Annotated in this window: 10 protein-coding genes; 7 read left to right on the forward strand and 3 right to left on the reverse strand. The window is 64.9% G+C overall.

Going from position 1 to position 12,296, the window contains the following annotated elements; translation table 11 throughout:
* Positions 1 to 4: 4 nt before the first annotated feature.
* Positions 5 to 970 (reverse strand): tyrosine recombinase XerC, encoded by a 966-nt coding sequence (locus XH85_RS02905; protein ID WP_128930660.1) that lies wholly within the window; start codon positions 968 to 970, stop codon positions 5 to 7.
* A 111-nt stretch (positions 971 to 1,081) separates the two neighbouring features.
* On the opposite strand from XH85_RS02905, the gene XH85_RS02910 reads away from it, so the two are divergent.
* Complete coding sequence (locus XH85_RS02910) at positions 1,082 to 3,289, forward strand: primosomal protein N' (RefSeq protein ID WP_128930661.1); 2,208 nt, start codon at positions 1,082 to 1,084, stop codon at positions 3,287 to 3,289.
* Between the two features lie 178 nt (positions 3,290 to 3,467).
* Here XH85_RS02910 and XH85_RS02915 read toward each other — a convergent pair whose 3' ends face one another.
* Positions 3,468 to 3,968 carry a septal ring lytic transglycosylase RlpA family protein gene (locus XH85_RS02915; RefSeq protein ID WP_128930662.1) on the reverse strand — a complete coding sequence of 167 codons (501 nt, stop codon included), beginning with the start codon at positions 3,966 to 3,968 and terminating at the stop codon, positions 3,468 to 3,470.
* 636 nt (positions 3,969 to 4,604) lie between these two features.
* Here XH85_RS02915 and XH85_RS02920 point away from each other — a divergent pair.
* From XH85_RS02920 to XH85_RS02945, 6 genes are all read left to right on the forward strand, one after another.
* Positions 4,605 to 5,165 carry a F0F1 ATP synthase subunit delta gene (locus XH85_RS02920; protein ID WP_128930663.1) on the forward strand — a complete coding sequence of 187 codons (561 nt, stop codon included), beginning with the start codon at positions 4,605 to 4,607 and terminating at the stop codon, positions 5,163 to 5,165.
* The gene (gene atpA / locus XH85_RS02925; RefSeq protein ID WP_128930664.1) at positions 5,165 to 6,694 is read left to right on the forward strand and encodes a F0F1 ATP synthase subunit alpha; all 1,530 of its coding nucleotides are present in this window, start codon (positions 5,165 to 5,167) and stop codon (positions 6,692 to 6,694) included. Before XH85_RS02920 ends, atpA begins: the two co-directional genes overlap by 1 nt.
* 179 nt (positions 6,695 to 6,873) lie before the next feature.
* Positions 6,874 to 7,746, forward strand: a complete 873-nt coding sequence (locus XH85_RS02930; RefSeq protein WP_128930665.1) for a F0F1 ATP synthase subunit gamma — start codon at positions 6,874 to 6,876, stop codon at positions 7,744 to 7,746.
* Positions 7,747 to 7,780: 34 nt separating this feature from the next.
* Positions 7,781 to 9,223 carry a F0F1 ATP synthase subunit beta gene (gene atpD, locus XH85_RS02935; protein ID WP_128930666.1) on the forward strand — a complete coding sequence of 481 codons (1,443 nt, stop codon included), beginning with the start codon at positions 7,781 to 7,783 and terminating at the stop codon, positions 9,221 to 9,223.
* 88 nt (positions 9,224 to 9,311) lie between these two features.
* Positions 9,312 to 9,719, forward strand: a complete 408-nt coding sequence (locus XH85_RS02940; RefSeq protein WP_128930667.1) for a F0F1 ATP synthase subunit epsilon — start codon at positions 9,312 to 9,314, stop codon at positions 9,717 to 9,719.
* Positions 9,720 to 9,866: 147 nt separating this feature from the next.
* Positions 9,867 to 11,525 carry an adenylate/guanylate cyclase domain-containing protein gene (locus tag XH85_RS02945; protein WP_128930668.1) on the forward strand — a complete coding sequence of 553 codons (1,659 nt, stop codon included), beginning with the start codon at positions 9,867 to 9,869 and terminating at the stop codon, positions 11,523 to 11,525.
* A gap of 267 nt (positions 11,526 to 11,792) precedes the next feature.
* Here the strand turns inward: XH85_RS02945 and XH85_RS02950 are convergent, their stop codons facing one another.
* Positions 11,793 to 12,293: an RNA pyrophosphohydrolase gene (locus XH85_RS02950; RefSeq protein WP_128930669.1), complete on the reverse strand. Its 501-nt coding sequence runs from the start codon at positions 12,291 to 12,293 to the stop codon at positions 11,793 to 11,795.
* Positions 12,294 to 12,296: the final 3 nt, after the last annotated feature.

A 12,296-nucleotide genomic window follows, 5' to 3' on the forward strand; every position in this document is an offset into this window, starting at 1 on the left:
TGTGTCACCGCCGCGGATGTGCGCTCGCATAGACTTCGAGCAGCCGCTCGGAATCGATGCCGGTATAGACCTGCGTGGTCGAGAGCGAGGAATGGCCGAGCAGTTCCTGGATGGCGCGTAAGTCGCCGCCGCGCGAGAGCAGATGCGTGGCGAAGGAATGGCGGAGCGCGTGTGGGGTGGCGCTGTCGGGCAGGCCGAGCGCGCCGCGCAGCCGCTCCATCGCAAGCTGGATGATGCGCGGGCTCAAGGGCCCGCCGCGCGCGCCGACGAAGATCGGCCCCTCCGCCGGCAACGGATAGGGGCACATCGCAACGTACTCTTGCACGAGCTCGAGCACGTTTTGCAGCACCGGCACCATGCGGGTCTTGTTGCCTTTGCCTGTCACGACGAGCACGTCGCCCTCGCCCGGCCGCGGCACCTCGCGGCGCTTCAGGCCGAGCGCCTCGGAGATGCGCAGGCCCGAGCCATACAGCAGCGCCATCACCGCGGCATCGCGTGCCAGAATCCAGGTCTCGCGTTCCTCGCCGGCGCGCTCGTCGGCATCGGCAAGCCGTTTGGCCGACGCCATCGGCAGCGGCTTGGGCAGGCTTTTTGCGACTTTCGGCGCGCGGATCGCGGACAATGCGCCGACCTTGCCCTTGCCCTCGCGCTCCAAAAAACGTCCGAACGAGCGCAGGCCCGCCAGCGCGCGCATCAGCGAGCGGCCGGCAATGTCGTCGGCGCGGCGCATCGCCATGAAGGCGCGCACATCAGTGGCTTCCAGCGCGGCGAACCGTGCGAGCGTGACGCGCTCGCCCCAATGGGCGCAGAGAAAATCCAGGCATTGCCGCAAGTCGCGGCCATAGGCCTCCAGCGTCTTCGGCGACAGCCGCCGCTCGGCGCCGAGATGCGACAGCCAACGCGCCATCTCCTGCGCGATCGAGGGATCGGCGCTGGCAAGCTCGATAGGTGGGGCGGCCGCTTTGCTCATGCGCTCTGGACGTGGTGATTCCGCACAGTATATCGCATCACACTCGTTTATCGTTCGCTAAGGCCGGCCCGTGGCGCTAGCCTCGAGACCCCAGGTTCCGATTCTCAATCCATGGATCACACACCGCGCAGTCCCGCCTCCGCCAACGCGACCCGCATGATCGACGTGCTGGTGCCGGTCGCGCTCGACCAGACCTATTCCTACAAGGTGCCGCGCGGGATGGAGCTGAAGGCGGGTGATCTCGTCGGCGTGCCGCTCGGCCCGCGCGAGGTACTGGCCGTGGTCTGGGCTGAAAACGCCAATCCCGATCCGCGCCTGCACAACCGTCTCAAGGACGTCAGCGAGAAGCTCGACATCCCGCCGCTCAAGCCCGAGCTGCGCTCGGTCGTCGACTGGGTCGCCAATTACACGCTGAGCCCGCGCGGCATGGTGCTGCGCATGTGCCTGCGGATGGGCGAGAATCTCGGCCTCGAACGGGCGCGCCCCGGCGTGCGCCTGGTCGGTGATCCCCCGAAGCGGCTGACGCCGGCGCGGCAGCGGCTGATCGCGGTGCTGTCGGACCGGCTGCTGCACGGCAAGTCCGAGGCAGCCAAGGAGGCCGGCGTCTCGGCCGGCGTGATCGACGGCCTCGTCGACGAAGGCACGCTCACGGTCGAACCGATGCCGCCGCCTCCGCCGCCGCCCGCACCCGATCCGGATTTTGGCCGGCCGGATTTCACACCGCTCCAGCGCACTGCGGTCGACACGATGCGCGCGCTCGCCGCCAACGGCACCTTCCACGTCGCGCTGCTCGACGGCGTCACCGGCTCGGGCAAGACCCAGGTCTATTTCGAGGCGGTCGCGGAAGCCATTCGTCGCGGCAAGCAGTCGCTGATCCTGATGCCGGAGATCGCGCTCACCGGCCAGTTCCTCGACCGCTTCGCGCAGCGCTTTGGCGTGCGGCCGATCGAATGGCATTCGGAGCTGACGCCGCGCACCCGCGCGCGCAATTGGGCGGCGATCTCCGCAGGCAGTGCGCCGGTCGTGGTCGGCGCGCGCTCGGCGCTGTTTCTGCCTTACGCCAATCTCGGCCTCATCGTGGTCGATGAGGAGCACGATCAGGCCTACAAGCAGGACGACGGCGTACATTACCATGCCCGCGACATGGCCGTGGTGCGCGCGCATATCGCGAAAATTCCGGTCGTGCTGGCCTCCGCGACGCCGTCGGTCGAGTCCGAGGTCAATGCGCGCAAGAACCGCTATCAGCGCATCGCGCTGCCCTCGCGCTTCGGCGGCCAGCACATGCCGCATATCGAGGCGATCGATCTGCGCCGCGAGCCCCCCGCGCGCGGCCGCTTCATCTCGCCGCGGCTTGCGGGCGAGATCAAGACCGCGATCGAGCGGCGCGAGCAGGCGCTGTTGTTCCTCAATCGCCGCGGCTATGCGCCGCTGACGCTGTGCCGCGCCTGCGGCCATCGCTTCGCCTGCACCATCTGCGATGCGTGGCTGGTCGATCATCGCTTTCGTCAGCGCCTGGTCTGCCATCACTGCGGCTTCTCGATGCCGCGTTCGCACATCTGTCCGAACTGCTCGGCGGAGGAATCGCTTGTGGCGGTCGGGCCCGGCGTCGAGCGCTTGCAGGAGGAGGCGGCCGCGCTGTTCCCGGACGCGCGCACCATGGTGCTGTCGAGCGACCTCATCACCTCGATCGAGACGATGCGCAGCGAGCTCGCCGAAATCGCCGAGGGTCGTGTCGACATCATCATTGGCACGCAGCTCGTCGCCAAGGGCCACAACTTCCCGCGGCTCAATCTGGTCGGCGTGGTCGATGCAGATCTCGGCCTTAGCAATGGCGATCCGCGCGCGGCGGAACGCACCTGGCAATTGCTCAACCAGGTGATCGGCCGCGCCGGACGCGAGCAGGGCCGCGGCGTCGGCTATCTCCAGACCCACCAGCCCGATCATCCCGTGATGAAGGCGCTGATCGCCTGCGATCGCGAGGCCTTTTACGACAGCGAGATCGACCTGCGCGAACGCACGCTCTATCCGCCGTTCGGCCGGCTCGCGAGCCTGATCATCTCCGCGGGCGACCGCCCGAGCGCGGAAGGTTTCGGCCGCCGTCTGGTGGCGCTGGCGCCGCGCGACGAGCGCGTGGTGGTGCTGGGGCCTGCGGAAGCGCCGCTCGCCGTCATCAAGGGCCGCTACCGCTTTCGCATCCTGGTGAAATCGGCCCGCGGCTTCGATCTGTCGGACTATTTGCGCAACTGGCTCGCCGTCTGCCCGAAGCCGAAGGGCAATCTGAAGCTCGAGGTCGACGTCGATCCGCAGAGCTTTTTGTAGGGGCGCGCTCGCTCTTTCCACGTCATTGCGAGCCACCGGGTCCGCGCAACGCGCGGCCCCGGTGGCTCGCAATGACGGCGCCAACAAAAAAAGCCCGCGGTCCCCCAAGACCACGGGCTTGTTTCATGCGCGCATCAAACTGATGAAAACTGCGCGTGCGAGGCGCTTGGAGCGCGCCTTAGGAGACGACTTCCGCGGTGACGCGGCCGACGCCGGCGCCGGTGAGGCCGATGGCGCGGGCAGCGCCGGTGGAGAGGTCGAGCACGCGGCCGCGAATGAACGGGCCGCGGTCATTGATGGTGACGATGACACTCTGGCCGCCATGGGTGACGCGCAGCTTGGTGCCGAACGGCAGCGAGCGGTGCGCGGCGGTCAAGGCGTTCTGGTTGAAGCGCTGGCCCGAGGCGGTCCGGCTGCCGGACTCGTTGCCGTAATAGGAGGCCATGCCGGAGAAGCTGCGGCCCGTGCCCGACGACGGCGTCATCGCGGCGTTGGCGTTGCGCCAATCGGAGCTCGCGTTGGTATCGTTCTGGATGTGGTGGCGGTGATGGTGATGCCGGTGATGCCTGGATTTGGCGGAAGCTTCGGTGGCAGTTCCACCGATGACGAGAGTTGCGGCAACGAAAGCAATCGCCGTGCGCGGCCGGGTCACAAAGCCCAGCGTCTTCAAAGACAGCATATAGTGGTCCCTAAGCTAGTATTGCCACATATGTGGCTAGTGGAGCCCCCATCAGTTTGTGAGCGGGATCGCGTTTCCTTTCGCAATGCGGCGTGAATTGGGCAGTAAATCTGTTCTGTTTCGTCATGAAATATCTTGTTACCTGCCCGCGATATTCAGGCGATGTTCCGTAATCTTTTGCTTTAACAATTCATTAACCAGTCCAATACTTGCGAATACTGTAGAGTGAAGTCATCGCCGCCGGTGTTTAGAATTGGGTAAGTATTCCTCGAGTGGAACCGGCGTGGTGGGATTCACGTCTCTGCGATCTGTGTTCATGGCGGCTATGCGCTGAGGGCAGGAACCAATGCGCCCCGGCCGGCTGCAAGGCTCGCGGCAATTCCGTGGCGCGGCAGGTCCTCAACGTCATTTGCGGCGTGCGACGAACTGGCAACAGAACCCCATGCCTTTAATTTGGCGTCATGTTGCACCTGCGCGCCTGCTATGTTAGCAAAGCCGCGATTTTAACGGACCCGGCACCTCCCGTGTCGGCCGAAAATCGAAGTCCCGCTTGAATTCCAAGGGCTTGGATCGCTAGGCGCCGCTTCGTGGCGACGGTTTTTCCCTTGCGAGTTTGACAGCAAAAAGAGCGCGTCTGTGGCTGCAGAAGATACGTCCGTTTCAGGTGTGTCCGGCCGTTATGCAACGGCCTTGTTCGAACTGGCCCGCGACCAGAAAGTGGTCGACGAGGTCAAAGCCGATCTCGACAAATTCGATGCCTTGCTCAACGAAAGCGCCGATCTGAAGCGCCTCGTCCGCAGCCCGGTGTTCGCCGCAGACGCCCAGTCCAAGGCCCTGTCGGCCGTGCTGGCCAAGGCCGGCATCGCCGGTATCTCCGCCAATTTCCTGAAAGTGCTGACCGCCAACCGCCGCCTGTTCGCGGTGTCGGACGTCATCCGCGCCTACAGCGCCCTCGTCGCCAAGTTCAAGGGCGAGACGACGGCCGACGTCACCGTCGCGGAAGCGCTCTCGGACAAGAATCTCGACGCCCTCAAGGTTGCCCTGAAGTCGGTGACCGGTAAGGACGTCGCGCTGAACGTGAAAGTCGATCCCTCGATCATCGGTGGCCTCGTCGTCAAGCTGGGCAGCCGCATGGTGGATGGTTCGCTTCGCACCAAACTCAATTCGATCAAGCACGCGATGAAAGAGGCAGGCTGATGGACATCCGCGCCGCGGAAATTTCCGCGATCCTCAAGGACCAGATCAAGAATTTCGGCCAGGAAGCTGAAGTCTCCGAAGTCGGACAGGTGCTGTCCGTCGGCGACGGTATCGCTCGCGTCTATGGTCTGGACAACGTCCAGGCCGGTGAAATGGTCGAGTTCGAGAACGGCACCCGCGGCATGGCGCTGAACCTCGAAACCGACAACGTCGGTGTCGTTATTTTCGGTGCCGACCGCGAGATCAAGGAAGGCCAGACCGTCAAGCGCACCCGCGCCATCGTGGACGCGCCGGTCGGCAAGGGTCTGCTCGGCCGCGTCGTCGACGCGCTCGGCAATCCCATCGACGGCAAGGGTCCGATCCAGGCCGACAAGCGCATGCGCGTCGACGTCAAGGCGCCCGGCATCATTCCGCGCAAGTCGGTGAACGAGCCGATGGCGACCGGCCTCAAGGCGATCGACGCCCTGATCCCGATCGGCCGCGGCCAGCGCGAGCTGATCATCGGCGACCGCCAGACCGGCAAGACCGCGATCGCGCTCGACACCATCCTGAACCAGAAGCCGCTCAACGCGCAGCCCGACGAGAACATCAAGCTGTATTGCGTCTACGTCGCGGTCGGCCAGAAGCGTTCGACCGTCGCGCAATTCGTGAAGGTGCTGGAAGAGCAGGGCGCGCTCGAATACTCCATCGTCGTCGCCGCCACCGCCTCGGATCCGGCGCCGATGCAGTACATCGCGCCGTTCACCGGCTGCACCATGGGCGAGTACTTCCGCGACAACGGCATGCACGCGGTCATCATCTATGACGATCTGTCCAAGCAGGCCGTCGCCTACCGCCAGATGTCGCTGCTGCTGCGCCGCCCGCCGGGCCGCGAAGCCTATCCGGGCGATGTGTTCTATCTGCACTCCCGCCTGCTCGAGCGCGCGGCGAAGCTGAACAAGGACCAGGGCTCGGGCTCGCTGACCGCGCTGCCGGTCATCGAAACCCAGGCAAACGACGTGTCGGCCTACATCCCGACCAACGTCATCTCGATCACCGACGGCCAGATCTTCCTGGAAACCGACCTGTTCTTCCAGGGCATCCGTCCCGCGGTCAACGTCGGTCTGTCGGTGTCGCGCGTCGGCTCCTCGGCGCAGACCAAGGCCACCAAGAAGGTCGCCGGCAAGATCAAGGGCGAGCTGGCGCAGTACCGCGAAATGGCGGCGTTCGCGCAGTTCGGCTCCGACTTGGACGCCTCGACCCAGCGCCTGCTCAACCGCGGATCGCGCCTCACTGAGCTGCTCAAGCAGCCGCAGTTCGCGCCGCTGAAGATGGAAGAGCAGGTTTGCGTGATCTGGGCCGGCACCAACGGTTACCTCGATCCGCTCCCGCTTAACAAGATCAAGGCGTTCGAGGACGGTCTGTTGTCGCTGCTGCGCGGCAAGAACGTCGAGATCCTCAACTCGATCCGCGACACCCGCGACCTCAGCGATGACACTGCTGGCAAGCTGAAGTCGGTGGTCGAGGGCTTCGCGAAGACCTTCGCTTAAGAGTGCCCACTAGGGCCGGGCTAAAGCGCGAAGCGCGTCTTCGCATCTGATGTCCCGGCCATCCACGCGTCACCGCGTGGAGCGAGAAGACGTGGATGCCCGGGGCAAGCCCGGGCATGTCGACTGGGATAGGCTAGCGGCTTGATCGTAAGGGGTCGAACCGCCGGGGTGAACGAAGAATGGCGTCACTTAAAGACATGCGGGTGCGCATCGCCTCCACCAAGGCGACGCAAAAGATAACCAAGGCCATGCAGATGGTCGCGGCCTCCAAGCTGCGCCGCGCACAGACCGCCGCGGAAGCGGCGCGTCCCTACGCCGACAAGATGAGCGCGGTGATCGGTAACATCGCCAGCGCCGCCGCCGGTTCGCCCGGCGCGCCCAAGCTGCTTGCCGGCACCGGCAGGGACCAGGTTCACCTGCTGCTGGTCTGCACCGGCGAACGGGGCCTCTCGGGCGCCTTCAACTCCTCGATCGTGCGTCTCGCCCGCGAGCACGCGCAGTCGCTGATCGCGCAGGGCAAGGAAGTCAAACTCTTCTGCGTCGGCCGCAAGGGCTATGAGCAGCTCCGCCGCCTGTTCGAAAAGCAGATCGTCGAGCATCTCGACCTGCGCAGCGTTCGCCAGCTCGGCTTCGTCAATGCCGAGGACATCGCCAAGAAGGTGCTGGCCCGTTTCGATGCCGGTGAGTTCGACGTCTGCACGCTGTTCTATTCGCGTTTCAAGTCGGTGATCGCGCAGGTCCCGACCGCCCAGCAGATCATCCCGCTGGTGGTCGAGGAAGGCGCTGCCGCCAATACGACGGCTTACGAATACGAGCCGGAGGAGGACGAGATCCTCGCTCGCCTGTTGCCGCGCAATCTCGCGGTGCAGATCTTCCGTGCCCTGCTCGAGAACAACGCTTCGTTCTACGGTGCGCAGATGTCGGCGATGGACAACGCCACCCGCAACGCTGGCGAAATGATCCGCAAGCAGACGCTGGTCTACAACCGCACGCGTCAGGCCCAGATCACCAAGGAACTCATCGAAATCATCTCCGGCGCAGAAGCAGTCTGACCGGACACGAAATTCGGATCGAAGGAGACAGTAAATGGCTACAGCAGCCACCCAGATCGGTCGCGTCACCCAGGTCATGGGCGCCGTCGTCGACGTGCAGTTCGAAGGCCACCTGCCGGCCATTCTCAACTCGCTGGAGACCAAGAACGGCAACAACCGCCTGGTGCTCGAAGTCGCCCAGCACCTCGGCGAATCGACCGTCCGCACGATTGCGATGGACGCCACCGAAGGTCTGGTGCGCGGCCAGGAAGTGACCGACACCGGTCAGCCAATCTCGGTGCCCGTGGGTGACGGTACGCTGGGCCGCATCATGAACGTCATCGGCGAGCCGATCGACGAGGCCGGCCCGATCAAGTCGGAGGGCACTCGCGCCATCCACCAGGAAGCGCCGACCTATACCGACCAGTCGACCGAAGCTGAAATTCTCGTCACCGGCATCAAGGTCGTCGACCTGCTCGCGCCCTACGCCAAGGGCGGCAAGATCGGCCTGTTCGGCGGCGCCGGCGTCGGCAAGACCGTGCTGATTCAGGAACTGATCAACAACGTCGCCAAGGCGCACGGTGGTTACTCGGTGTTCGCCGGCGTCGGCGAGCGTACCCGCGAGGGCAACGACCTCTATCACGAGTTCATCGAGTCCAAGGTCAACGCCGATCCGCATAATCCGGATCCGAGCGTCAAGTCGAAGTGCGCGCTGGTGTTCGGCCAGATGAACGAGCCGCCGGGCGCCCGCGCCCGCGTCGGCCTCACCGGTCTGACCGTCGCCGAGCACTTCCGCGACCAGGGCCAGGACGTGCTGTTCTTCGTCGACAACATCTTCCGCTTCACCCAAGCCGGTTCCGAAGTGTCGGCGCTGCTCGGTCGTATTCCTTCGGCGGTGGGTTATCAGCCGACGCTCGCCACCGACATGGGCGCGCTGCAGGAGCGCATCACCACCACGCAGAAGGGCTCGATCACCTCGGTGCAGGCCATCTACGTGCCGGCCGACGACTTGACCGACCCGGCGCCCGCGACCTCGTTCGCGCACTTGGACGCCACGACCGTGCTGTCGCGCGCGATCTCGGAAAAGGGCATCTACCCCGCGGTGGACCCGCTTGACTCGACCTCGCGCATGCTCTCGCCGCTCGTCGTCGGCGAAGAGCACTACCAGACCGCCCGCATGGTCCAGCAGGTGCTCCAGCGCTACAAGTCGCTGCAGGACATCATCGCCATTCTCGGCATGGACGAGCTGTCGGAAGAGGACAAGCTGACGGTGGCGCGCGCCCGCAAGATCGAGCGCTTCCTGTCGCAGCCGTTCCACGTCGCCGAAGTCTTCACGGGATCGCCCGGCAAGTTCGTCGAGCTCGCGGACACCATCAAGGGCTTCCGCGGCCTCTGCGAAGGCAAGTATGACCACCTGCCGGAAGCTGCCTTCTACATGGTCGGCACCATCGAAGAAGCCGTCGAGAAGGGCAAGAAGCTGGCCGCTGAAGCAGCTTAAGAAGCGAATGGCGAATGGGGAGTAGCGAATAGTCCGCTGCTCCCAGTTCGCCACCCGCTATTCGCTACTCACCATTCGCAGGTTCTTCATGGCCACCTTCCACTTCGATCTCGTCTCTCCCGAAAAGCTCGCCTTCTCCGGCGAGGTCGATCAGGTCGATATTCCCGGCGCCGAGGGTGATTTCGGCGTGCTCGCCGGACACGCGCCGGTGGTGGCTGCGGTTCGTCCCGGCATCCTCACCATCACCACCGGCGGCACGCATCAGAAGATGATCGTGCTCGGCGGCCTCGCCGAAGTTTCGGAGAACCGTCTCACGGTGCTCGCTGACGTTGCCACCTCGATCCAGGAGATCGATCGCGCGCAGTTCGCCGAGACGATTGCCGAAATGGAAGCAAAGCTTGCCGAGAAGGAAGGCTCTGAGCTTGATCACGCCATCGAGCGGCTCGACCATTACAAGAGCATCCAGAACGTGATCGGCACCACGGCTATGCACTAAGCCCCGGGGCACCGCTCCGGGGCTCAAGCTCAAATTTCCTGAACAAGTTCAGCGCTCGTCACACCCGTGGCGGGCGCTGAAACTTTGTTGCACCGCGTCGCCGATAACGGCATTCTGCAGTCGCGAATTTGTTCCGGGGCTGGGCAGATGAAACGCAAGATCGCAGCGATTTTCGCAGCCGATATTGCCGGCTACTCGAGACTGGTCGCGGAAGACGAGGAGGAGACGCTGCGGCGTCTCGCCTCCTATCGCGAGGTCGTCGACGATTTCATCGCCAGGTCGGGCGGGCGCATCTTCAACACGGCGGGCGATGCCGTGCTCGCGGAATTTCCCAGCGCGGTCGACGCGGTGCGCTGCGCCATCGACATCCAGGAATCGTTGCGGACCCGCAACATGGCCTATCCGCCGAGCCGGCAGATGTCGTTCCGCATCGGCATCACCATCGGCGACGTGGTCGAGCGCGACGGCGATCTCTTGGGTGACGGCGTCAACATCGCGGCGCGGCTGGAAGGCCTCGCCGAGGTCGGCGGCATCTGCGTCTCCCGCGCCGTGCACGAGCAGGTCGCCAACAAGCTGTCGGTCCAGTTCGCCGATATCGGTGCCCAGGAGGTCAAGAACATCCCGACGCCGGTGCACGCCTACATGGTGGCGATGCGGCGCGAGGACGGATCCTATGCGAAACCGCAGCTGAAGAAGCCGGCCTCCAAGCTGGCCGCCGCGCCGGTATGGATGTGGCCGCTGGTGGTCGCCGTCGTCTCGATCGTCGCCATCGGCGTCAGCGGCTTTCTCTACAACACCAAGCTCAAGCAGACGGCGAGCATCGCAGCGCCGCCGGCCGCGATGTCCGGTGCAGCTCCGACTGCAAATGCGGCGGCGACCAGCCTGATGCCGACTCAAATGGCGAAGACACTGATGACGCCGCCGAATGCCGACGCCGCGATGGCGCCGATGCCGGCACCGTCACGATCGGCTTCGCCGATATCAGGCAAATTTTCTGCCGAGAGCGTGCCCTTCATCAACGAGCGCGTCCGCAATTATCTTGCGGGCGATTATTCCGCTGCCGCCGACTACAAGGCCTTCGCGCTCAATGTCGGCGGCTTCACCGGCTCGGCGTTGAACCAGCCGAACGAAGAGGCCGCGCGCAACATGGCGGTCGAGCAGTGCCAGAAGCGCGCCGACGCCGCGCAATCGCCGCGGCGCTGCGAGCTCTACGCGGTCGGCAATACCGTTGTGTACACCCACGGCAGGCCGCCGATGCCGCCGCAGCCCTTCGTGCGGCACGATGCCATGACCGAGCGGCCGTTCGTGTCGAAGGACTTTCCGATGGTGCGCGATCCCCAGAAAGTCCGGCTCGAGAACATGTTCGTACCGGCAGCGAAATCCCGCTCGGTCGCGCTCGGGCCGGGTGGCCAATATTTCATGGTGCTGGGCGCCGCATCGGCCGACGACGCGGCACGACGTTCCCTGGAATCGTGTGGCGCCATCGCCGGCGTTGCCTGCCTCGTCGTCGCGGTCGACGACAATTTCGTGGTGCCGATCCCGACCTTGTTCAGGATCACCGGCTTCTTCAACGCCGCCTCCAATGCCTCGATCATGGCGGATGCGCGCGGCGAGGTCATGCACAAGCTCACGGACGCCATGGGCTGGAATGCAGTCGCGGTCGGCACCGCCGGCCGCCCGGGTCTCGGCCTCAGGGCCGCCGACGAGCAGACCGCCGTCAATTCCGCGCTCGCCGACTGCGCCAAGCGCGATAGCGATTGCCACGTCATCGCCATCGGCCCGTTCAGGGTGGGGCCGATCAATTAGAGCCTCTTGTGCTTAGGTCCGATTGCTACCCGCGAGCGAGATGCGCCCCCTCCCCCGCTTGCGGGGGAGGGCTGGGGAGAGGGTGCATCCGCAAAGAGACAATCCCTAAGAGGAGAAAGCCCTCACCCGGATCGCCTTCGCGATCCAACCTCTCCCGCAAGCGGGAGAGGTTGGCGTTCGTGGGCTCCGCCGATCGCACCCCGCCGCAGATTATTCTCTCCACATATCAAGCACATCGCTACTGTGCATGGGGTTGATTTCGTAGTTTTAGTTTCCGAACGTCGCGAACTGCGCTGCCACGGCGCGATAAACGTCGCGTCGGAACGGCACCACGAGATCGGCGACACGGTCGAGGCGCTCCCAGCGCCAGGCGTCGAACTCCGCCGGCTGGCCGTTGCGCGGCGTCAGCGGATCGATCTCCTCGTCGCGGCCGGTGAAGCGCAGCGCGAACCATTTTTGACGCTGGCCGCGGAATTTCGCCAGCCGATGCGTCTGCGGTCCGTCGTAAGGCGGGAATTCATAGGTGAACCAGTCGGTCTCGCCGAGATAGTCGGCGCTGACCACGTTGGTCTCCTCCCAGAGCTCGCGCATCGCGGCATCGCGCAGATTCTCGCCTTCGTCGACGCCGCCCTGCGGCATCTGCCAGTCAAGGCCCGGCAGGATGATCTCGGGCCCGTCGCCCTTGAAGCGGTGGCCGATCAGCACACGGCCGTCGGCATTGAACAGGGCGATTCCCACGTTGGGGCGGTAGGGTTTTTCATTGGTCACGCG

The organism is Bradyrhizobium zhanjiangense (genome assembly GCF_004114935.1).
GTDB lineage: Bacteria > Pseudomonadota > Alphaproteobacteria > Rhizobiales > Xanthobacteraceae > Bradyrhizobium > Bradyrhizobium zhanjiangense.